Origin of the sequence: Paludisphaera mucosa (assembly GCF_029589435.1) — a bacterium.
GTDB classification, from domain to species: domain Bacteria; phylum Planctomycetota; class Planctomycetia; order Isosphaerales; family Isosphaeraceae; genus Paludisphaera; species Paludisphaera mucosa.
Genome location: NZ_JARRAG010000002.1, coordinates 1,286,679 through 1,308,806, shown reverse-complemented (window position 1 = coordinate 1,308,806; position 22,128 = coordinate 1,286,679). Strand labels below are relative to the sequence as shown.

Sequence of the window (22,128 nt, the reverse complement as noted above, 5' to 3'; positions counted from 1 at the left end):
CATCGTCCTCACGGCTTCGGAGCGGCGTCGGGGGCGCGGGGCTTGAGGACGTACCAGTGGGTGCCGCCGGCGTCGGGGAGGATGATGCGGAGGGCGCCGTCGAGGGTCCTGGGGCGGGAGCGGCCGGCGATGCGGCCGTCGGGGGCCAGGGCGAGCAGCTCCAGGTCGGTCGCCTCGGTCTTCAGCGAGACGGTGCCGATGACCGGCTCGGAGGCGAACGCCGAGCGCTTGGTCGGGTCGGCCACGGCGCGGGCGACGGCGGTGATCAGGATGAACCGGGACTTCGCCAGCGGCCGGTCGTCCACGCTGTTGAGGGCGACGACGGCCTTCTTGGTCAGCATCTCGAAGCGGGCGTCGGTCGTGGCGATCGGCTCGCCGCCGATCCAGCCCGAGGCCGCCTGGCACTGGGGCGCGTCGATCACCTGCACGCCCCGCTTCCAGTCGCGGACGAGCTGGCCGGTGTCGGAGCGGACGGACGTCGCCCCCTCGGGGATCATGTCGCGGTCGGGGTCGTCGACCACCGTCGCCCCCTCGGGGACCGGGCTCGGCTTCAGCCAGGGGAGCTCGCGGACCTTGGGCAGGCCGATCGTCAGGCGGCCCTGCTCGGCGATCGTGCGCAGCGCGGCCGCGGATTCGGGCGTAAGGTTGCGGTCGAAGAGCTGCGCCGGCGTGAGCGCCAGGTGGTAGGTCGTGCGGGCCGGCGCGACCTGGCCGCGGCGGTAGAGCAGGGCCGCCGCCGGCATCACGCCCGCGAGCGCGGGGTCGTAGTAGGTGGACCAGACCGAGGGCCCCTGGGGCTTGACGAGGCGCTCGAAGGAGTAGCTGTAGATCATGGGCGCGTCCCAGCCCTGGAACGCGGCCAGGGACGCCATGTAGAGCGGCGCGGTGAAGCGGTCGTCGATGGGGAAGGGGGCGTTCCACTCGGAGACGGTCAGCGGCTTGCCGGCCACCTGCGCCGCGGCGGTCCACGAGATGTAGTTCGCCTCGTACCGGGGGTCGGTCCCGAGCGCCTCGGCGAGGCCGTACGAATGAACGTCGACGACGTCGCCGTCGCAGAGGCCCGGGAGGCTGAACAGCCCCGTGTTGCCCCAGTAGTTGGTCGTCGCGGTCAGGGCCCGGAGCCCCAGGCGTCGCAGGTCGTCGAGGAAGGTCCCGTTGAAGCGATGCTCGGCGTCGGCGAGGAAGAGCTTGCTGGGGCCGGGCTGCCAGGTCTTCGCCATCTCGCCCTCGGGCAGGTCGTATTCGCGGGCGAACGCCTGGTACTCCTTCGTGAACCGGGCCGTGTGGGAGGGCCGGTTCGCCACGGGGATGAACATGGTCCCATAATGGGTGTTCAGGTCGTTCTCGTTGGTGACGAGCACGGCGGCCACGGCCGGGTCGTCCTTGTAGGCCAGGCCGGTGTGGGCGTTGACGTGGGCCAGGTAGGCCTCCTGGAACTCGCGCATGAGGCCCTGGATCTCGGCGTTGAAGTAGGAGAAGCCGATCAGGGCGCCCTTGGCCTGGGCGACCTCGTCCTTGCCCTCCGTCAGGCCGTCGTCGGGCTGGATCGTGCGGCCGACGTGGAGGTCGAGCCAGACGTAGATCCCCTCGTCCTTGAGGCACTTGATCCACCAGTCGAGCGTCTCCATCGCGGCCGGGTCGAGGCGGCGCGTGGATTTGGACCGGACGCCGAAGGCGTTGGGGGTCACCCACGACGAGTCGTGGTGGTGGATCCGCATCAGGTTGAAGCCCATCTGCGCCATCCGCCGCGCCTGGGGCGCGACGGCCTCGCGGGGCGACGCGAAGAGGGCGTAGGCCGCGAGGTTGGCCCCCCAGAACCGCGCGGGGGTCCCGTCGCCCAGGACGAGGCCGTCGCCGGCCGCCCGCACCGGCCCCCGACGCCCCGCGGGCCGGTCGTCGGCGTTGAGGAACCGCAGGTCGACCGGGCTCGCGTCCCAGGCCATCGCCCCCGAGAACCAGCGTTCGGGGGTCGCCGGGTCGTAGCGCTCCTCGAGCCTCGGCTCGCGGGTCGCGCCCTCGGGGAGGGTCAGGGTCATGCGGAACGTCTTCGTCCCCGGGTCGATCCGCTCGGACAGCAGGTACAAGCGGACCCCGCCCCGGTCCTCGACCTTCGCCAGCGCGGGCGCGACCGCCAGGTGGATCGTCGCCCCCCGCGCCGGCTCCCACGTCCAGCCCAGGCCCCCCGGCGGGACCGTCGGCGCCCCCGCGCGGCCGCCGAGCACCGGGGACTGGGGCCGGAACGTCCAGTGCAGGCCGCCGCCCACCACCCCGGCGAGGGCCTCGGTCGAGGTGTACTTCAGCTCCATCTCCAGGACGTTCGGCCGCGGCGAGCGATACGCCCCGGCGATCGCGGTCTTGAGCCCCGGGACGGTCGCCGTCAGCGTCCCGCCGCCGTCGGCCCCGGGCTTGAACGCGGCGTCGGGCGCCCCGCTCCAGGCCCACTTCGCCCCCCAGTAGACCTGGCTCGACTCCAGGACCACGGATCCCTTGCAGAGGACCCGCACGCCGCCGTCGGGCTGGATCCGCCAGGTCCAGTCCCGGCCCTCGATTTTGGGCGCGGGCCCTTCGGCCCGCTGGGCCGCCGCCGCCGCGAGCAGGTGGAGCGACCAGGCCAGGCCCAGGGCGACGACCGGCGAGAGCGAGTAGAACACGCGAGGCTTCATCGCAAGGGCTCCGGCGGGACCATGCTCGGCGAGCCCTCGCGGCCCCCCGACGGCCGCCCGACTCCCCCGCGCATCGTACCCGATCGCCGATCCCCGCCGGAAGCCGCCCGCGGCCGCCCCTTGGCGCGGCGGCCGGCGCTCGGCTATTTGTTGAACATCCGTCGAATCCGAGTGTCGAAGGGGACCTCATGCCGCTTCATCGAACGCGACCCCATGACGCCTCGCCGACGCGTCGCGGCGTCCTGGCCTCGGCGCTGGCGTCGGGGCTGGGCCTCGACCTCCTGGGGCTGCTCCGCGCGCGGGCGGAGGCGAAGCCCGTCCCGACGGCCCGGGGCGGGGCGTCGCCGCCGATCCGCTCGTGCATCGCGATCTTCTACTACGGCGGGCCCAGCCAGCTCGACACGTTCGATCCCAAGCCCGACGCCCCCGCCGAGATCCGCGGCGAGTTCGCGACGATCGCCACCTCCGAGCCGGGGATCCGGGTCTCCGAGCACCTGCCGATGACGGCCCGGGTGATGCACAAGGTCGCCCTGATCCGGAGCATGCACCACACGAACCGGCTGCACGACCCGGCGTCGATCCACACGTTCACCGGCCGGCTGCCCCCCCAGGGCGACTTCGAGCTGTTCGCCGCCGTGCCCCAGCACTTCCCGAGCTGGGGGGGGACGGTCGCCTACATGATGCGCGACCGCGACCTGCCGGTCGCCAGCGCCGCGCTGCCGTTCGCGTTCCACAACGTGGTCGAGACCCCGTGCCAGGGGGGCGGCTTCCTGGGCCCGGCCTACGACCCCTTCCGCATCGAGGGCGACCCCGAGGCCGGCTCGTACCGCGCCGAGCTGCTCTCGGCCCCCGAGGGCGTCGGCCCCGACCGCCGCCGCCGGCGGCGCGACCTGCTCGACGCGATCGAGGGCCGGTCCGAGTCGCCCCACGAGGCGGCGATGCGGCGGCACTACGACAAGGCGTACCGCCTGCTGGCCTCGGACGACGTCGCCCGCGCGCTCGACGTCGGCCGGGAGGACCCGCGCGTGCTGGCCCGCTACGGGGCCGTCGACGGCCCCTGGGCCCAGGGCTCGGGGAACGGGGCGGGGCAGGCCCAGGGCCGCAACCTGCGGGGCCGAAACCTGCTGGCGGCCCGCCGCCTGGTCGAGGCCGGCGTCCCGTTCGTCAACGTCCACGACTTCCGCCAACAGGGCCAGAACTGGGACTCGCACGCCCAGAACTTCCAGCAGCACCGCGAGCACCTGCTGCCGCCGATGGACCGCGGCTTCTCGGCCCTGATCGAGGACCTCGACGCCCGCGGGCTGCTGGAGAGCACCCTGATCGTCGCCCTCGGCGAGTTCGGCCGCACGCCCCGGATCAACAAGGAGGCCGGCCGCGACCACTGGCCCGACTGCTACACCGTGGCCCTCGCCGGCGGCGGCGTCCGCGGCGGCGCGGTGCACGGCGCCAGCGACCGCTTCGCCGCCTACCCGACCGCCGACCCCGTCTCGCCCGCCGACCTCGCCGCCACCATCTTCTGGCGCTTCGGCCTCGACCCCGCCAGCGAGATCCGCGACGCCCAGGGCCGCCCCTACAAGCTCGCCGACGGCGAGCCGATCACCAGCCTCTTCGGCTGAGCCCCCGCGCGACGGCCGTCGGAGGCGTACCGCCGCGAGGTCGGGGCCGGTATGCTGGACGTCCGAACGTATTCCTCCGGCCTGCCCCATCGAGGCCCCCCGGACGCGACGGCCCGGCGCCGATCCCGCCGGCGGCCCTTCGCCGCTCTCCCTCGCAATCGCGGAGAGCGGCACGCCCCGTGCTACGGTCGGGCGTGGAGGTCCACGCCCGCGGGGGCCGACGATCCGCGGATGAGCCTTTGACACCCCAGGACGATCGATGACCGACCAGCAATCGACCGCCGCCGGACGCGGGACCGGCATGGGCCTCTTCCTCGGGGTCGCCGCCGTCCTGGCCGTCTTCGTGGTCAGCGGCCTGATCGCCTACCTCAACACGCGGACGCTCTACCGCAACGCGCGGCTGGTCATGCACACGCACAGGACCATCACGACGCTCGCCGACGTCTTCTCGCTCATGAAGGACGCCGAGACCGGCCAGCGCGGCTACGTCCTCACCGGCGACGTGCGGTATCTCGAACCCTATCAGGCGGCCCTCGCCCAGATCGACCGGCGCGTCAACGACCTCTCGACCCTGCTCGCCGACAGCGCCGACCAGCTCGCCCGGATCCCCGCCATGCGGGGCTACATCGACGCCAAGCGCCGCGAGCTGGGCGAGACCGTGGACCTGCGGCGGACCCGGGGCTTCGAGGCCGCGCAGGCCGTGGTCCTGAACGACAGCGGCAAGGCGGCGATGGACGCCCTCCGCGCCCTGGTCGCCGAGATGCAGGGGGAGGAGGAGGCGGAACGCGGCCGGCGGCTGGCCGAGATGGACTTCGCCTACCAGGTGGCCGTCGGCAGCGGCGTCCTGACGGGCGTCCTGGGGGCCCTGCTGTCGCTGACGGTGGGCTACCTGCTGCGGCGATCGATGCTCATCCGGCGGCGCCAGGACTGGTTCCGCGCGGGCCAGCTCGGCCTGAGCGCGGCGATCGTCGGCGAGCAGCGGCTGGCGCAGCTCGGCCAGAGCGTGCTGAAGTTCCTGTCCGGCTACCTCGACGCCCACGCCGGCGCCTTCTTCGTCGAGTCGGGCGCCGACTACCGCCGCGTCGCCACCCTGGGCGTCCCCTCGCCGGGCGACACCCCCGAGCGGTTCGGCGCGGGCGAGGGCCTGCTCGGCCAGGCCGCCGTCGACGCCCGGACCACGGTCGTCCGCGACGTCCCCGACGGCTACCTGGCCTTCGGCTCGGCGCTCGGCAAGGGGAAGCCCCGGCACCTGGTCATCGCCCCGCTCGTCGCCGACGAGGCCGTGAAGGGGGTCCTCGAGCTGGGCTTCGTCCACCCGCTGGACGATCGCGCGATCCAGATCCTGGAGATGGTCTCCGGCACCGTCGGCGTCGCCGTCAAGTCGGCCAACTACCGGCTCCACCTCCAGAATCTCCTGGAAGAGACCCAGCGCCAGTCCGAAGAGCTGCAGACCCAGTCCGAGGAGCTGCGGGTCTCCAACGAGGAGCTGGAGGAGCAGGGGAGGGCCCTCAAGGAGTCGCAGACCCGCCTCGAACTCCAGCAGGCCGAGCTGGAGCAGACCAACGCGCAACTGGAGGAGCAGGCCTCGATGCTGGAGGCCCAGCGCGACGAGCTGGTCTCCGCCAAGGACTCGCTGCTGCGGCAGGCCCGCGACCTGGAGCAGGCCAGCCAGTACAAGTCCGACTTCCTGGCCAACATGTCGCACGAGCTGCGGACCCCGCTCAACTCGTCGCTGATCCTGGCCCGGCTGCTCGCCGACAACCCCGAGGGGAACCTGTCGGACGAGCAGGTCCGGTACGCCGAGACCATCCAGGCCGCGGGCAACGACCTGCTCGTCCTGATCAACGACATCCTCGACCTCTCGAAGATCGAGGCGGGCCACATGGAGATCCGGCCCGAGACGGTGTCGCTCGCCCGGCTCATGGACGGCCTCCGCCGCACCTTCGAGCCCGTCGCCGCGCAGAAGGGGCTGGCGTTCCAGGCGAAGCTCGCGCCCGGCTGCCCGGAGGTCGTCGTCACCGACCGCCAGCGGTTCGAGCAGGTGCTCCGGAACCTGCTCTCGAACGCGATGAAGTTCACCCCGCGCGGCGAGGTGACGATCGCCGTCGGCCGCGCGGCCGACGGCCGGATCGCGTTCGCCGTGACCGACACCGGCATCGGCATCGCCCGCGAGCAGCACGGGGTGGTCTTCGAAGCCTTCCGCCAGGCCGACGGCACCACGAACCGCCGGTTCGGCGGGACCGGCCTGGGCCTCTCGATCTCGCGCGAGCTGGCGCGGCTGCTCGGCGGCGAGATCCGCCTGGAGAGCGAGCCGGGCCGGGGCAGCACGTTCACGGTCACGATCCCCGAGACCTACGACGCCGCCCTCGCGCGGGCCCGCGGCCCGATCCTCGACCAGCCGCCGCCGCCCGCCCCGTCCCGCGCCGCGACGCCCGCGCCGCTGTCGCCCGGGACGCGGCCGGCGGCCCCGACCTGGACGCGGCAGGTCGAGGACGACCGCGAGCGGCTGACCTCCGACCGCCGGGTCATCCTGGTCGTCGAGGACGACCCGTCGTTCGCGCGCGTCCTGTACGACCTGACCCGCGAGCTGGACTTCCAGTGCCTGATCGCCTCCTCGGCCGAGGAGGCCGTGGCGGTCGCGGTCCAGTTCCTGCCGAGCGCCGTGCTGCTGGACATCGGCCTGCCCGACCACTCCGGCCTGTCGGTGCTCGACCGCCTCAAGCACGACGCGCGGACCCGGCACATCCCCGTCCACGTCGTCTCCGCCGGCGACCACGCCCGCACGGCCCTGGAGCTGGGGGCCGTCGGCTACATGCTCAAGCCCGTCAAGCGCGAGGAGCTGGCCGACGCCCTGCGTCTGATCGAGACCCGGCTGGCCCAGCGGCTGCGGCGCGTGCTGGTCGTCGAGGACGACCCGGTGCAGCTCGACAGCCTGCGCAGGCTGCTCGCCCTGCACGACGTCGAGACGACCGGGATCGGCACGGCCGCCGAGTGCCTGGAGCGGCTCCGCGAGACCACCTTCGACTGCATGGTGCTCGACCTCTCGCTCCCCGACGCCTCGGGCTACTCGCTGCTGGAGACCCTCAGCCGCGAGGACGCCTACGCCTTCCCGCCGGTCATCGTCTACACCGGCCGCGAGCTGTCCGACGCCGAGGAGCAGCGGCTGCGGCGGTACTCGAAGTCGATCATCATCAAGGGCGCGAAGTCGCCCGAGCGGCTGCTCGACGAGGTGACGCTCTTCCTCCACCAGGTCGTCTCCGACCTGCCCGCCGAGCAGCAGCGGATGCTGGAGAAGGCCATGGTCCGCGACTCGGCCCTGGAAGGCCGCCGGATCCTCGTCGTCGAGGACGACGTCCGCAACGTCTTCGCCATCACCAGCATCCTCGAGCCCCGCGGGGCCGTCGTCCAGATCGCCCGCAACGGCCTGGAGGCGCTCGCCGCCCTCGAGAAGTCCGCCGCCGACCCCGAGCGCAAGATCGACCTCGTGCTCATGGACGTCATGATGCCCGAGATGGACGGCCTCGCCGCCACCCGCGAGATCCGCAAGCGCCCCGAGTGGAAGAAGCTCCCCGTCATCATGCTCACCGCCAAGGCCATGAAGGACGACCAGGCGAACTGCCTGGAGGCCGGCGCCAACGACTACATGGCCAAGCCGCTCGACGTCGAGAAGATCCTCTCGCTCGTCCGCGTCTGGATGCCGCGGTGAGCCGCGACGGGCCGGCGACGCCCGACGCGACCGCGGACATCGAGATCCGGCTCCTGCTCGAGGCCGTCTTCCAGCGCTACCACTACGACTTCCGCGGCTACGCGCGCGAGTCCATCCGCCGCCGCCTGCACCTGGCCCGCGACCAGTTCGGCTGCGACACCTTCTCGCAGCTCCAGGACCGCGTCCTGCACGACCCGACGACCCTGCCGACGCTGCTGTCGTACCTCACCGTGCAGGTCAGCGAGTTCTTCCGCGACCCGTCCTACTTCCGCGCCCTCCGCGAGAAGGTCGTCCCCTACCTGAAGACCTACCCCTGGCTCAAGGTCTGGGTCGCCGGCTGCGCCACCGGCGAGGAGGCGTACTCGCTGGCCATCCTCTTCCGCGAGGAGGGCCTGGAGGAGCGCACCATCTTCTACGCCACCGACGTCAGCCGCGGCGCGCTCAAGAAGGCCGAGGCCGGCGTCTACGAGCTGGACCGGATCCCGCTGTTCACCGAGAACCACCGCCGCGCCGGCGGCCGGTCCTCGCTCTCCGACTACTACACCGCCCGCTACGGCGCGGCCGTCTTCGACCGCAGCCTGCGGCGGCGGATCGTCTTCTCCGACCACAACCTCGTCAGCGACTCCGTCTTCGCCGAGGTCCAGCTCGTCTCCTGCCGCAACGTCCTGATCTACTTCGACCGCGAACTCCAGGACCGCGCCATCGGCCTCTTCCAGGAGGCCCTGGTCCGCAAGGGGTTCCTCGGCCTGGGCTCCAAGGAGAACCTCCGCTTCTCCCGCCACGCCGACGCCTTCGCCGACTTCCACGCCGAGGACCGCATCTACCAGAAGCGCGCCACGCCCTGAGCGTCGCGGGCGCCCCGGCCTCAGGGCCGCCCCTTCGGCGCACGCTCGCGGAGGAGGTGGATCGCGGCGCCGCAGAGGATCCCGCCGATGACGAAGGGGGCTCCGAGCGCCAACGACCACCGAGCGAGGAAGGCGGCCATCGGCAGGTCGTTCGTGCCGTAGAGCGAGGCGTAGCCCAACGCCCAGGCGAGCGCGGCGGCGAGCCCGACGAACACGCCGATCGTGGTCCGCTTGCAAAGCCGCACGTCGTCGTCGAATTGCCGGTAGAGGTGCATGACGGCCTCCGGGGTGGAAGTTCCGAACGACTCCGAGTAATTCTATACGGCCGACCCCGTTTCTCCAGCAGAATCCACCGCGGCGGCCCGACCGCGCATCGCGAACCCCCGGGCCGAGAGCCGGCCCACGCGCCCGCCTCGACCGACATGCATCCGGAAAATCGGGCCTGGCGTCGGGATCGACGACGTTGAAACCCGTGGCCCGGCGGAGGCCTTCGGCCCCCCCACCGTCAACCGCCAGGCCCCTCGTCCGTCTCGTCCGACGACGCCGCCGCATCGCCCTGCGATCCTTTTCCAGGCGTCTTCGACTCCAGGTAGCGGATCATCTCGTCCTCGCCCTGGCGGCGGGCGTAGCCCAGGGCGGTGGTGCTGTAGAGGTCGCCCCTGGTCGTGTCGGCGCCGTGCTCGACGAGGATGCGCACGATGTCCCAGTGGGCTTCGGCGGCGGCCAGGGTGATCGCGCTGTAGAAGTCGAGGTCCTGGCGGTCGGGGTCGGCGCCGTTCTCCAGCAGCAGCCGCACGCAATCGGTCCTGCCGTGGAAGGCGGCGTTCATCAGCGGCGTCCAGGGGAAGCGGCCGTCGGTGACCGAGTTCACGTCCGCCCCCTCGGCGAGCAGGCTGCGGATCAGGGGGGCGTCGCCGAGTTGCGCGGCCCTGAGGATCTCATACGGCAACTCCTCGCGCCTCTCCTCCCACCGCCGATGGCGGATGTAGGCCCCGAGGCCGATGGCCACGGCCGCGATCAGCAAGAGCAGCGTGCGGACCCGCAGTCCGACTCGGAATCGCGACCTGTCGGCCATGCCGTGGCTCCTGCCGGGATTACGGCGTCACCGCGACGATGCTGCCGCGGACGGCCTTGCCGTCGGGGTCGGGCGAGATCGTCGCCGTGACGGTGTACCGGTCGGTCTTCAGCAGGAAGAGGCTCGGCCCGCGAACGATGGGCGCGACGGTCGCGGGGAGGTCGGAGACGACGTAGCTCCCCCTGGGGCCGACGTCGCCCGTGATCTGGAACGTCTTCGCCTCGTACCGCTTCGGGAAGCCGCAGAGGTCGGCGTAGTGGTTCCACAGGTCCTCGAACGACGGGCCCTCGATCCGGAAGGTGTACCCCGCGATCGAGGGCGTCTCCTTGGGCGACGAGCCGATGGCCCGATAATCCCTCGTCCCCCGGATCTCGGGCTTCCACAGCTCGACGACCTCGTCGACCGTGATCCCCCCCGGAGCCTCCGCGACCTCCGCCCCCAGCGCGGCCGCGACCGCGATCGCGACCGGGATCAGGCAGGCCGGGATCATGATCCAACGCGTTCGACGCAACATATCTCTCTCCGATCCCCAGGTTCGACCGAACGACCGACGCGGCGCCGAGCTTGACGGCCTTCCCCCCCGGCGGGGGAAGGTGGCCCGAAGGGCCGGATGAGGGGGAGACCAGCAAGCAGCCGTTGCCCGAAGGAGAGGCCGGACCGCGGATTCCGGCGGCGTCCCTGCTCGTCTTCCCCCTCATCCGACCCCTGCGGGGTCTGCCTTCCCCCGCGAGGGGGGAAGGCCGTTTTGGTCAGGGCCGCGACCTTCGGCGACGGCCTCATCTCCATACCTGCGCGTCGGGACCGGCCGTCAACCGTCGCGCCTCGAAAGACCCGTCGGAGTTGGAAGAGACCCAGGCCTCACAGCCATTCCAGGATTTTTCCGAATTTCCGGTCCATCCTGTTAGCAATGCCACGCGGGGCGACTTAGCTTTAGGCTATCTGCGCGAAGTTGGGCAGGTGCACGACCATCGATCCTCCCACCGCACCGGCCGGCGGTTTCGAGGATCCATCCCCGCCCTCCCGAGCCAGGGAGCCTCTCCCGCCTCTCTCCATGGGACGCCGTCATGAGTCCGACCGAACGCCGTCGTCGCCGTTCACTCCTCAACGTCGAGAGCATGGAGCGCCGGGAGTTGCTCTCCGGGGCCCCGGTGCTGTTCACCTCGGGAGCCCTGGCCAGCCGTCCCACCGAGTGGGGCGTCGTGCCGTCGTCCGCCCACGGCGAGCTCGCCTCGTACTTCCACGCCAACATCGCGGTCACGCAGGACGTTTACGGCAAGCCGATCGACTTCAACAAGGACGGCCTGACCGACCTCGTGATGGGCGGGGGGATCACCGAGACGGTCGGCTATTACCCCGGCGAGGAACTCGTCGGGAGCAGTCGCGGCGGTTTCGCCCAGGCCTACCTGGCCGACCCGAACGGCGGGCTCAAGGTCATCCCCGGCCCCACGGCCTCCGGCGACGTCAAGGCCTGGAGCTGGGGCCACTTCGCGGTGCTGGACATCAACGGCGACGGCTCGCAGGACGTCCTGAGACTGGGGACGGGCGGCAAGATCAGCCTGTTCGTGTACGACCCGGTCGGTGCCACGTTCTTGCTGACCCCGGACGCGTCGACCCTCCACCACGCCGACTACGTCGGCAGTTCGAGCCTGACCATGGGAGACGTCGACGGCGACGGCCTGCCCGACCTGGCCGTGCCGGACTATGTCGGCGGCGGCCAGCTCGCCGGCTTCAGCATCTTCCTCGCCCAGGCCCCTCCTCCCGGCGGCTCCTGGGACGGCCAGTTCCTGCCCGACGCCGTCGCCACGGTGACGGTCCGCGAGGCGGTCCCCCTGCTGAACGATGGGTTCGCCTCCGCCGGGCCGGGGAACGTCCAGCCCATCCTGGCCGACTTCAACGGCGACGGCCGGCTCGACATGGTGATCCCGGAACAGCAGGGCGTGTCCTTCTACAGCAACCCCGGCGGCGGCGAGTTCGCCCGGGTGACGCCCACGTTCGTGCCGAGCGTCGGGTCGGTGCTCGGGTTCAACCTGCAGGCCGCCGACTTCAACAACGACGGCAAGATGGACCTGATCTCGACGCCGAACCCGGTCTCGCTGAACCTGGCCGGCACCATAGATCCCGGCATCCACACCTGGAACGACGTGCCCGCGCCGGTGAGCGTCTACCTCAACACGACGCCGACGGGGGGTGCGGCGTCGTTCAACGTGGTCGCCGCCGGCGCTTCGGACCAGTACTACGGGTTCCTCCAGGTGGGCGATTTCAACCTCGACGGCAACATGGACATCGGCGCGTCGTTCGCCTCGCGGCAGGGGACGACCTTCGCCGTCGGCACGGGCGACGGCCAGGGCGGCTTCGGCGTCTTCAAGCTCTACGTCGCGTATACGAACGCCGACGACGGGGTTTATGAGGGATGGACGCGCCAGGTCGTCGCCTTCGGGGTCGGCGATTTCGACGGCGATCATCAGCTCGACGTCGCCGCCACGGCGAGCACGCTGAATATGCAGGATTTCGCCGTCAGCATCACCGGCCTCTCGTACAACAAGACGTTCGCGTCGCCCGGGGCCCTGCCGGCGAATCCCCTCCCCGCGTTCGCGGGCCAACCGTACACCCTGCAGTTGACGCCCTCGGGCGGCGACGCGGCGAGGCCGTACACCTACACGCTCGATCCCCAGAGCGTGCCGCTGCCGGCCGGCTTGACGATGTCCGCCTCGGGCCTGATCACTGGTACGCCCACGCAGAGCGGGCCCTTCCAGCTCCTGGTCGACGTCGCCCAGCCGAACGGGCTGAGGGGGAGGTCGTTCGTCTACCTGACGGTCCAGCAGGTCGCGCAGGGGACGATCTCGCCGGGCGTCGCGCCCAACGCCGTGCTCGGCGCGCCGTTCAACCTCCAGTTCACGACCAGCGGCGGCCCCGCCGCGTGGGACGTGACCTTCGGCGCCCTGCCCCCGGGCCTGACGCTCTCGCCGGGCGGCCTGCTCAGCGGGACGGCGACCGGCACGGGCCAGTACGGCTTCCAGATCACCGCCACGGGCAACGGCTTCCAGTCGAGCCTGAGCTACACGATGGTCTCTCAGGCCGCGGGCGCGCCGATCGTCACCAGCCTGGCGCGCCACGGCGTCCACAACCAGAAGACGACCCTCGTGGTCGCGTTCAGCCAGGACATGAATCCGCAGTCGGCCTCGAGCCTGGCGAACTACGTCCTGACCACGGCCGGGCGCGACGGACGCTTCGGCACGCGCGACGACGTGACCGTCGCCCTGGCGTCGGCGGTGTACGACGCGACGGCCCGCACGGTCACCCTGTCGCCCGTGGCGCGGACGCTGCCGCTCTGCCGCCCCTACCGCCTGACGATCATCGGCACCCCCACGCAGGGCCTGAGCAGCACGGCGGGCACCTACCTGGGCGGCCAGGGGGTCGCCAGTCCCGGCACGAACTACGTCCGAGTCTTCGGGACCGAAGTGCTGGTCACGCAGCCCGCCCCCGTCGTCCGGGCCGCCCCCCGCGTGGCGTCCCGCCCGGCCCTGCGGTCGCTCGCCGTGCGGCGCTGAGAGACGATTTCGTTAAGATGATAGCCCAAGGGTCTCCGACGCCTTCCCCCCTCGCGGGGGAAGGCAGGCCCCGCAGGGGTCGGATGAGGGGGAAGACGAGCAGGGACGCCGCCGGAATTCGCAATCCGGCCAGACGTTGCGCCGAAATCGACTCGCGTGTCCTCCCCCTCATCCGGCCCTTCGGGCCACCTTCCCCCGCGAGGGGGGAAGGCCGTTGAGATCCGGGCCGTTCGACGCCTTCCCCCCTCGCGGGGGAAGGCTGGACCCGCAAGAGTCAGATGAGGGGAAGACGAGCACGAGGGTCGTCGGAATTCGCAATCCGGCCGGACGTCGCGCCGAAAGCGACTCGCATGTCATCCCCGTCGTCCGAATTTGAGAGTCGTCGGGCGGGACAGGTCGACGGCGGTTCCGTTCGGGAGGAGGTCGCGGGCATGCCGGCGGTGAATCTCTCCGGGGTGGACGATGACGACGCGGCCGACGGACCGAGTCGGGGGGGCCGTCGACCCGTCCGGGATCGCTTCGGGGTGGTCTTCGCGCGGCTGCTGATCGGGTTGATGGTGCTCATCTGCGCCGAGGTCTTCTCGGGGGCGTCGCTCGGGATCGGGCTCTGGAACCCCTGGACGCTGGTGATGACCTTCTGGCTCTACTTCGCCCATTTCTTCTTCTTCACGACGCTGGCGATCTGGACGGGCCGGACGTCGTTCTGGGCGCTGTATCTCTGGGGCGTCCTCTACGGGCTGTATGAGTCCTGGATCACCAAGGTGATCTGGTACGGGTACGGCGGCGACGGCAAGGTCGTCATGGGGAGGATCGGGGCGTTCGGGTTTTCCGAGATGAGCATGGCCTTCATCTTCCATCCGGTGATGTCGTTCATCGTCCCGCTGGCGGTCGCCTGCGTCCTGTGCCCGCCGCTGCGTCGGTCGTTCCCCGACCTCGCCTGGCTGACGGGCGCGAGCCGGAGGGGGCGGACGGTGCAGGCCTACCTCGTGGCTTCGTTCGCGCCCGTCGTGGCCATCAACTCGGGGGGGCCGGCGAACCTCGCCGCCAACGCGGCCTTCGTGACGGTCCTGCTGCCGCTGCTCCTCTGGCTGGCCGCCCCGGCGCTCGCCGCATCGGACGGCCCTTCGATCGTCGCCTTCCGGCGGCCGGGGTTCGTCGGGCTCTGCGTCTATCTCGCCCTCCTGTACGGGCTCACGTACGGGACGATCCGGCCCGAGGGGCTGCCCTCGGTCGGGGTGCAGCTCCTCACCCTGGGCTTCTACGCCGTGGCGATCGCGGGCCTGGCGCTGCATCGGCGTCGGGAACGCCTGGAGGCGACCAGTCCGGCCGTCGCGGTCGATCCTCGCGAGATCACGGTCGTCACGACCGTGCTCGGGCTGGTGATCGGCCTGGGCTTCGTGCTCTCGTGGTTCCGGGGCGTGCCGGTCCTGTTCCTGCCGATGGTCGCGAACTTCGTGATCTGGACGCTGCTGGGATTCGTGCTCACCGCGATCGCCCTCGCGGCGGGCGTGCGCGAGCGGATCGAGGGGCCGGCGCGGGCCTGACCGTCCTCGAAGAGCCCACCCCCGGGTCGTGGGCGAGCCGGCCGCGCCGGGGCTGCGTGACTTTTCTCCACCAGGTCGTCCCTATCTCCCAAACACGCCTATCTTCACTTAATGAGGGCGCTGGGTTTCTCGCGGATCGGGATGAACGGCAGTGAGGGATGAGACAGAGGAGAGGGCTCGGAAATGATCATCGAAATCAGACGAACGAAGCCGATTTCCGAGCGCGTTTTCCGATCCGCAAATTCATACCTTGGTTATTCTTACGTCCACAATTCCTGCTCAAAATTGAGCAAGGACGAAGCCGAATCGAAGCCAGGGCCGCGGGTGCCGAAAAACGGGCCCGAAGCGCGACGAACGGAGCCGATTTCGGGAGTCCGGAAAACCGCCATATCCTGTTGACTGAATTAAACTTGCGACCGCTCGACCAACGGAGAAGCGAGCAGAAACGAAGCCGGGACGAAGCCGATTCCGGCGTGGGTGGGCGATCGAGGCTGGATGGGGCGGGGTGGGGATGACGATGTAAGGATTTTGGCGGGAACGGGAAGGGTGCGTGGGAGCCGGTGGGGGCCCGGGACGACGAGGCCGCATTGTGGCCCGTTCGCCTTCCCAGCCGGGGGCGTTTGGTGTAGCCTCCGGACCTCGAATCGCGGTCGTCGGCAGCCGACGCCGCCGGGGGGCCGGGCGAGCCGCTCGCCGGGGACTTCCCGTCAGCAGTCCACCCCCATTGGTCGTCTTGAGCGAGGTGCATGGATGCACGAGCCGAAGGGACGATACCTCTCGCCGACCGGCCCCCGGGGGTTCATCGGCGACCTGGTCCACTTCGCCCACAAGATCCCCTCGGCGCCGGTGAGCCGGGCCTTCGACGTCTCGGCGCTGGCGGGTCCGCGGACCCGGCACCCGCTGCGGCCGTCGTGGTCGTGCCTGTTCATGAAGGCCTACGCCCTGGTCGGCGCCGAGCACTCGCCGCTGCGGCGGTCGTACCTGGAATTCCCCTGGCCGCGCATCTATGAGCATCCCTGGATGAACTGCGCGCTGGCGATCGAGCGCCAGTACCTGGGCGAGGACGGCGTCTTCGTCGGCCTCTTCCGGGCGCCCGAGCGGCAGACGCTGGCGCAGCTCCAGGAGGCCCTGCTGCAGTACAAGAACCTGCCCCTCGAGGAGGTCGGCTTCTTCCGCCAGGCCCTGCGGTTCAGCCGCGTGCCCCGGCCGGTGCGGCGGTTCCTGTGGTGGAGCACGCTGAACATCTCGGGCTTCAAGCGCTGCAAGCGGTTCGGCACGTTCGGCCTGAGCACCTACGGGGCCCTGGGGGCCGAGCAGATCCACCCCATCTCGCCCCTGACCACGACCCTGACCTTCGGGCCGATCGACCCGGTGCAGGGGCGGGTCATGGTCAAGCTGATCTACGACCACCGCGTGCTCGACGGGGCGTTCGTCGCCCGCCGGCTCCGCGACATCGAGGAGGCCCTCAACGGCCCGATCCTCCGCGAACTCCTCGACGGCGAGGTCGCGCCCGTCCCGGCACCGGCACCGGCCGCGACCGCCGCGGTCGCGGTCGACTCGCTCTGGCGGCCGCACCTGCCGGCGGCCCCGGCGCGGGCCCCCCGGGCCGACTGATCGAGGCCGGCCGGGGAGGGGTCGCGTCAGGGCGAGAGGTCCGACCTCAGACCAGGGGGTCGTCCTTGTCGGTGGTGATCCGGACGTCGAGCCGGCTCATCAGCCGCTTCAGGGCCTCTTCCTTGGTCCCGATGAACAGCACGTTCTCGAGGATGATCGCCCGGTCGACGTTGGGCACGCGGAGCACCAACCGCCCCGCGCCGAGCATCAGGTATTCGAGGACGTCGGGGATCTCCTTGTCGAACTTCAGGTTCATGGTCGGGAACCGCTCCAGGTCGCTGAGCGGGCCGTGGTGGTGGAGGATCTCGTTGGGCAGGATCTCCCAGTAGTCCAGCCAGCGGGTGATGTAGACGATGACCAGCACCGCCAGCACGGCCAGGGCGTACATCAGGTAGAAGCCGGCGTTGGCGAAGGTGTAGACCGAGGCCAGCACCTGGTTGATCGGCCTCATCAGGTCGAGGTCGAAGTACGCGCCCAGCCAGAGGACGAAGAAGATCCCGAAGAGCACGGCCAGGATGATCCCGATCAGCTCGAAACGCGGGAAGTCCAGCCCCATCACCACGAGGTTGAACGCCAGCACGACCAGGAAGAGCAGCCCCAGCAGGTTCTGCGGGGTGTTGAACCGCTCGCGCCGGGTCATCGGCGCCCCGGGCGCATTCTGGACCGGCGCGGGGGCGTTGGGGTCGACGGACTTGGCGTCGATCAGGACCGGCTCGGGCGGCACGGTGGCGTCGTAGGCCTTGTGGGGCAGCCAGTACATCCCCATCGCGCAGATCAGGGCCACGAGGGCCGACGGGAAGATGTAGATGACCTTGGGCCACATGAAAATCTTGATCCCCTTCTCGCGGCTCCGCGGCACCGTCACCGTGGAGGGGGGGGGTTCGGGGCTCTTCGCGTCGGTGGACATGACGTAAACACTCCAAGCGGCAAGGTCACGTGGTCGCCGGCCCGGACCTCGTCCGGGGGCGTGCGCCGCCGGACGTCCGGCGGAGAAGGTGGGGGCCCGGGGCCGGCCAGCGAAGATCGTAACGCCCGGCCAGGGCAGGGTAAAGCCTCAGCCCCCGGCCCGCGGCGTCGTCGCGTCGGCCCGCACCAGACCCGGAATCCGGGCCCGGTAGCTCTTCGTCGCGCGGGCCTCGGATCTTGGCGGCGACCCTTCCCTTTCCACCCCGGCGCTCGCCCTGGACCGTAGCGAATCTCGTGCCTTGTCGCTATTTCGCCGCAATCCCCCCACTTTACGGGGTGCGGGATTGCGACGACCTCCATCCATGAACTAGCCTTGAGCAAAGGTTCGGGCTTGACGCCCGGCCTGATCCTTGTTCCTGGAGAGGTCCTTTCCCATGACGAGCCTGGTTCGGAAATCGGCGGCCGCGGCCGCCGGCGCGGCGCTCATGACGTTCGCCCTGTCGGGCCTGACCACCGCCATCAGCGCCCAGGAGGCGGCCCCGGCCAAGGCGAAGACGACCAAGAAGGCCGAGGCTAAGGCCGAGGCCAAGAAGGGCGCCGCGGCCAAGGCCGTCCCCGAGGAGGAGCCGGACGAGCCCAAGTCCAAGTCCGGCCGCCAGGCCCCCCCGGACGCCACCCACCGCGTCCCGATGCACTTCGCCGGCCTGGGCCTGACCGACGAGCAGAAAGAGGCGCTCTACGCCGTCGCGGCCAAGTATCAGCCCCAGATCCAGGACCTGGAGAAGAAGGCCGACGCGCTCCGCGACCGCCAGACGAGCGAGTGCGAGAGCATCCTGACCGCCCCCCAGAAGAAGGCCCTCGCCGAGGCCCGCAAGGCCTCCGCCGAGCGTCGCAAGGAGGCCGCCGAGCGCCGCAAGGCCGAGTCCGGCTCCGACGACGAGCCCAAGGCCGAGTCCAAGAAGGCCGAGTCGACCACCCGCAAGGCCGTCACGAAGGACTGACCGGGCGGCGGCCCGCTTCCGATCCAGATCCGCAGGCGCGTCGATCCGACTCCGGGATTGACGCGCCTCGCGGTCGTTTTACGGCCGCGTCGATCGGGCCGCCGTTCGATGTCGCGGCGATCTTCGACGCCGCCGGCCGCGTCGCCGCTTCGGGCCGCCGACGGCGGCCCCCATCACCTTCCGGACGCTCGCGGGGGCCGAAGGGCGAGGCTCGCCCACGGCCCTGCCCCTGGAGGACGGGCCCTCGCGCCTATAATGCCTGACGCGCCGGTAAAGGCCGCGGGAGCGCCGCCGCAACAAGACGCGACCGCCCACCGCGTCGGGCGGTCGCGGCGGCTCTTGCAGGGAGGCCGCCTCCCCACGGCGCAGGCGGCCGCGCGGCGTCCGCCGACCCGCAAGATCCGCCGAGAGGAGGCGTCGCGCGTCTTCGAGCAGGCCGCCGGCGCAGGTCTAGAATCGGGGGAAGCCTCCCCGTCCCTCCAGGGAAGGAGATCGTCTACACCCGTGGCCTGATGCACTCAGGGCGGGATTCCGAGCTTGCGCGGCGGGGAGGAAGCACCTTGAAGCATCGCGACTTACGATCGGACGCCCACCGGACGACGGCTTATTTCGCCGAAAGCCCCTCCACCCACGACGCGAACTCGCGGCCGAACTCGGCCGCGGAGTCGACCCCGACCGGCCTCGACCCGGACCTGCGGGCGGCGCTCCGATGGGCGGGGTTCGAGGTGCTCGGCGAGCTGGGCCGGGGCGCGACGGGGATCGTCTACCTCGCCCGCAACGTCTCGCTCAATCGCCCGTGCGCGATCAAGACCTTCCTCGCCGGCGGCGGCGACGCGACGGCCTCGGCGAGGCTGCGGGCCGAGGCCGAGTCGGTCGCCCGGCTGCGGCATCCCCACGTCGTGCAGATCTACAGCGTCGGCGAGGCGGCCGGGCGGCCCTTCCTCGAGCTGGAGCACCTCCCCGGCGGCAACCTCGCCGACGCCCGCGACGGCGCGCCGTGGCCCGGCCGCGCGGCGGCGGCGCTGATCGAGACGGTGGCGCGGGCCGTCGCCGAGATCCACCGCCTCGGGATCATCCACCGCGACCTGAAGCCGGCGAACATCCTGCTGACGACCGACGGCGAGCCCAAGGTCGGCGACTTCGGCCTGGCCAAGTCGCTCGCCTCCGGCCCGTTCCTGACCGAGCACGGCCGGTTCGTCGGCACCCCCGCCTACGTGGCCCCCGAGCAGGCCCGGGCCGGCGGCGAGGCGGTCGGGGCGACGGCCGACGTCTACAGCCTGGGGGCGATCCTCTACGAGCTGCTGGCGGGCCGCCCCCCTTTCCTCGCGGCGACGGTCCTGCAGACGCTCGAGCTGGCGCGGCGCCAGGAGCCGGTCCCGCCCCGCCGGATGCAGCCCGACGTGCCCCGCGACCTGGAGACGATCTGCCTGAAATGCCTGCACAAGGACCCCTGGCGCCGCTACCCCGGCGCCGAGGCCCTGGCCGACGACCTGCATCGGTTCCTCGCCGGCCTGCCGATCCTGGCGCGGCCGACCGGCCCCGTGGAGCGGGCGTGCAAGTGGACCCGTCGCCGCCCCGCCGTGGCCGCGCTATCGGCCGCGCTCCTCGCCACCGCGGCCCTCGGGCTCGTTTCGGTCGCCTGGCAGTGGCGACGCGCGGAAGGCCGGGCCGTCGCCGAGTCGGCGGCGCGCCGCGAGGCCGCGCGGGGGCAGGCCCAGCTCGCCATGGACCACGGCCGGGCCCTCTGCGAGCAGGGCGAGATCGGCCGGGGGCTGCTCTGGCTGACGCGCAGCCTGGAACTCGCGGCCGACGCCCGCGACCGGTCGCTCGACCGCGCCGCCCGCATCAACCTGGCCGACTGGTCGGCGCGAATCGGGCCCCTGCCGACCCGGCTCCAGGTCCCGGCGCCGGCCCTGGGCCTGGCCTTCGGGCGCGACGGCCGTTCCCTCGTCGCCCGCGGCGGGGACGGGACGACCCGATGCTGGGACGCCGAAGGCCGGTGCGGTCCGGAACGGCCGTCGTCCCTCGCCGGCCCCGACTCCGACGCGACGGTCGCCGTCAGCCCCGACGGCCGGCTGCGGGTCGTCGCCGAGGGCCTGGTCGTCCGGCGCGAGACGGCCGCGGGCGAGGCGGTCGGCCCGGACCTGACCCTCGGCTCGCCGGCGCGCCGGGTCGCCTTCATCGGCGACGGCCGCCGCGTGCTGGCGGCCACGGAGGACGGCCGCGTGCTGGCCTGGGAGCCCGCCTCGGCGCGGGTCTCCGACCTCGCGCCCGAGGATTCGGCGGTGACCTGCCTGGCGGTCTCCTCCGACGGCGAGCGGTTCGCCACCGGCTCCGAGGGGGGCACGGTGCGGCTCTGGGATTCGACCACGCTGCTCCATCAGGGGCCCGCGTTCAAGCTCGCCGAGGCGGTGACGAGCCTGGCCTTCCGGCCCGACGGCCTGGCCCTGGCCGTGGGCCTCGACGACGGCGCGATCCGGATCTGGGAGGTGCCGCGATCCGGCCCCGCGACGCCCCCGCTCCGCGCATCGGGGCCGGTCCGGACGGTGGCCTTCAGCCGCGACGGGACGCAGCTCCTGGCGGTCGGCGACCGCGGCCTCGCGTGGTGGGACCTCGACCTCGCGGGCGGGGGAGGCCGCCCGAGGCTCGTCGGCCGGGCCTGCAAGCGCAAGGCCGCGGGCGGCGGGCGTCAGGGCGCTACCGGGGTCGCCACGATCAGCCCGGACGGCCGCCTGATCGCCATGGTCGCCGCGAGGCCGCCCGGCGAGGGGGACGCGGCCCGGATCGTGCTCCTCGACGCCGAGACGGGCGCGGTCCTCCGCGAGTCGCCGGGGGCGCCGCAGCCGACGTCGGGCCTCGCCTTCAGCCCCGATTCCCGGCGGCTCCTGGCCTGGGGCCCCCGGCCCGGGACCGCCTCGATCCGGGAGGTCGACGCGACCGCGACGCCACGGCCGATCTTCCGGACGCTCGGGGTCGCCGTCCATCAGGCCGCCTTCAGCCCCGACGGCCGGGCCGTCCTGCTGGGCTGCCGCGACGGCAAGGCGCGGCTGTGGGACGTGGCGCGCGACGTCGAGATCCCGGCCGAGGCCCAGCCGTACCACGCCTACCCGATCACGGCCGTGGCCTTCGACCCCTGGACCTCGCGGATCGCGACCGGCTGCCACGCCGGCACCGTGCGGCTCTGGGACCGCGCCAGCGGCGCCATGCTGTGCGACGTCCGGGGCAACGCGGGCGAGGTCGCCGCCGTCGCCTTCAGCCCCGACGGCCGGACCCTCCTGACCGCGAGCCACGACGCCACCGCCCGGTTCTGGGACGTCGACTCCGGCCGCCAGCTCGGCCCGCCCCTCCACCACGCCGACGCCGTGCTCTGCGTCGCCTTCCACCCCGACGGCCGGAGCGTCGCCACCGGCACGCGCGACGGCCGGGCCTGGCTCTGGAAGGCCCCGCCCGCCCCCATGCCCGGCGACCTCGACCGGATCTCCCGCGACGTCGAGGCCCGGACGGGCCTGACCTTCGTGGAGCCCCGGCACGCCCCGGCCGCCCCCTGAATCGCCGCCGGCCCCCCGAGATCGCGAGCCGCCCCGGACGAGTCGCCCCCCTACCCGGGAGC

The 22,128-nt window shown here is 71.9% G+C and carries 13 protein-coding genes; 8 read left to right on the top strand and 5 right to left on the bottom strand.

Going from position 1 to position 22,128, the window contains the following annotated elements; genetic code table 11:
* Nucleotides 1–8: 8 nt before the first annotated feature.
* The gene (locus tag PZE19_RS14740) at nt 9–2,663 is read right to left on the bottom strand and encodes a glycoside hydrolase family 5 protein (RefSeq protein ID WP_277861391.1); all 2,655 of its coding nucleotides are present in this window, start codon (nt 2,661–2,663) and stop codon (nt 9–11) included.
* A 188-nt stretch (nt 2,664–2,851) separates the two neighbouring features.
* On the opposite strand from PZE19_RS14740, the gene PZE19_RS14735 reads away from it, so the two are divergent.
* From PZE19_RS14735 to PZE19_RS14725, 3 genes are all read left to right on the top strand, one after another.
* Entirely contained in the window at nt 2,852–4,279 is a 1,428-nt protein-coding gene (locus tag PZE19_RS14735) for a DUF1501 domain-containing protein (RefSeq protein WP_277861390.1), read from the top strand.
* A gap of 259 nt (nt 4,280–4,538) precedes the next feature.
* On the top strand, nt 4,539–7,985 hold the full coding sequence (locus PZE19_RS14730; protein WP_277861389.1) for a response regulator: 3,447 nt from the start codon (nt 4,539–4,541) through the stop codon (nt 7,983–7,985).
* Nucleotides 7,982–8,830, top strand: coding sequence for a CheR family methyltransferase (locus PZE19_RS14725; RefSeq protein WP_277861388.1), 849 nt, complete (start codon nt 7,982–7,984; stop codon nt 8,828–8,830). Before PZE19_RS14730 ends, PZE19_RS14725 begins: the two co-directional genes overlap by 4 nt.
* Nucleotides 8,831–8,850: 20 nt before the next feature.
* Here the strand turns inward: PZE19_RS14725 and PZE19_RS14720 are convergent, their stop codons facing one another.
* The 3 genes from PZE19_RS14720 to PZE19_RS14710 form a co-directional block, all read right to left on the bottom strand.
* The gene (locus PZE19_RS14720) at nt 8,851–9,105 is read right to left on the bottom strand and encodes a hypothetical protein (protein WP_277861387.1); all 255 of its coding nucleotides are present in this window, start codon (nt 9,103–9,105) and stop codon (nt 8,851–8,853) included.
* A gap of 230 nt (nt 9,106–9,335) precedes the next feature.
* Nucleotides 9,336–9,905 (bottom strand): ankyrin repeat domain-containing protein, encoded by a 570-nt coding sequence (locus PZE19_RS14715; RefSeq protein WP_277861386.1) that lies wholly within the window; start codon nt 9,903–9,905, stop codon nt 9,336–9,338.
* Between the two features lie 19 nt (nt 9,906–9,924).
* A complete protein-coding gene (locus PZE19_RS14710) occupies nt 9,925–10,419 on the bottom strand; it encodes a hypothetical protein (protein ID WP_277861385.1) in 495 nt (164 codons plus the stop codon).
* 550 nt (nt 10,420–10,969) lie between these two features.
* Here PZE19_RS14710 and PZE19_RS14705 point away from each other — a divergent pair.
* The 3 genes from PZE19_RS14705 (at nt 10,970) to PZE19_RS14695 (ending at nt 16,611) form a co-directional block, all read left to right on the top strand.
* Complete coding sequence (locus PZE19_RS14705; RefSeq protein WP_277861384.1) at nt 10,970–13,453, top strand: FG-GAP-like repeat-containing protein; 2,484 nt, start codon at nt 10,970–10,972, stop codon at nt 13,451–13,453.
* Between the two features lie 431 nt (nt 13,454–13,884).
* Entirely contained in the window at nt 13,885–14,997 is a 1,113-nt protein-coding gene (locus tag PZE19_RS14700) for an AF_0692 family protein (protein ID WP_277861383.1), read from the top strand.
* Between the two features lie 750 nt (nt 14,998–15,747).
* Nucleotides 15,748–16,611 carry a hypothetical protein gene (locus tag PZE19_RS14695; RefSeq protein WP_277861382.1) on the top strand — a complete coding sequence of 288 codons (864 nt, stop codon included), beginning with the start codon at nt 15,748–15,750 and terminating at the stop codon, nt 16,609–16,611.
* A 46-nt stretch (nt 16,612–16,657) separates the two neighbouring features.
* On the opposite strand, the gene PZE19_RS14690 is transcribed toward PZE19_RS14695, so the two are convergent.
* The gene (locus PZE19_RS14690; protein WP_277861381.1) at nt 16,658–17,518 is read right to left on the bottom strand and encodes a hypothetical protein; all 861 of its coding nucleotides are present in this window, start codon (nt 17,516–17,518) and stop codon (nt 16,658–16,660) included.
* Between the two features lie 433 nt (nt 17,519–17,951).
* On the opposite strand from PZE19_RS14690, the gene PZE19_RS14685 reads away from it, so the two are divergent.
* The gene (locus PZE19_RS14685) at nt 17,952–18,518 is read left to right on the top strand and encodes a Spy/CpxP family protein refolding chaperone (RefSeq protein ID WP_277861380.1); all 567 of its coding nucleotides are present in this window, start codon (nt 17,952–17,954) and stop codon (nt 18,516–18,518) included.
* Nucleotides 18,519–19,078: 560 nt separating this feature from the next.
* Nucleotides 19,079–22,066 (top strand): WD40 repeat domain-containing serine/threonine protein kinase, encoded by a 2,988-nt coding sequence (locus tag PZE19_RS14680; protein ID WP_277861379.1) that lies wholly within the window; start codon nt 19,079–19,081, stop codon nt 22,064–22,066.
* The last annotated feature ends 62 nt before the right edge of the window (nt 22,067–22,128 follow it).

What these genes read in the sequence shown, in the direction of transcription:
- PZE19_RS14740 (WP_277861391.1), bottom strand. Translation starts at nt 2,663, where the DNA reads ATGAAGCCTCGCGTGTTCTACTCGCTCTCGCCGGTCGTCGCCCTGGGC.
- PZE19_RS14735 (WP_277861390.1), top strand. Translation starts at nt 2,852, where the DNA reads ATGCCGCTTCATCGAACGCGACCCCATGACGCCTCGCCGACGCGTCGC.
- PZE19_RS14730 (WP_277861389.1), top strand. Translation starts at nt 4,539, where the DNA reads ATGACCGACCAGCAATCGACCGCCGCCGGACGCGGGACCGGCATGGGC.
- PZE19_RS14720 (WP_277861387.1), bottom strand. Translation starts at nt 9,105, where the DNA reads ATGCACCTCTACCGGCAATTCGACGACGACGTGCGGCTTTGCAAGCGG.
- PZE19_RS14715 (WP_277861386.1), bottom strand. Translation starts at nt 9,905, where the DNA reads ATGGCCGACAGGTCGCGATTCCGAGTCGGACTGCGGGTCCGCACGCTG.
- PZE19_RS14710 (WP_277861385.1), bottom strand. Translation starts at nt 10,419, where the DNA reads ATGTTGCGTCGAACGCGTTGGATCATGATCCCGGCCTGCCTGATCCCG.
- PZE19_RS14705 (WP_277861384.1), top strand. Translation starts at nt 10,970, where the DNA reads ATGAGTCCGACCGAACGCCGTCGTCGCCGTTCACTCCTCAACGTCGAG.
- PZE19_RS14700 (WP_277861383.1), top strand. Translation starts at nt 13,885, where the DNA reads ATGCCGGCGGTGAATCTCTCCGGGGTGGACGATGACGACGCGGCCGAC.
- PZE19_RS14695 (WP_277861382.1), top strand. Translation starts at nt 15,748, where the DNA reads ATGCACGAGCCGAAGGGACGATACCTCTCGCCGACCGGCCCCCGGGGG.
- PZE19_RS14690 (WP_277861381.1), bottom strand. Translation starts at nt 17,518, where the DNA reads ATGTCCACCGACGCGAAGAGCCCCGAACCCCCCCCCTCCACGGTGACG.
- PZE19_RS14685 (WP_277861380.1), top strand. Translation starts at nt 17,952, where the DNA reads ATGACGAGCCTGGTTCGGAAATCGGCGGCCGCGGCCGCCGGCGCGGCG.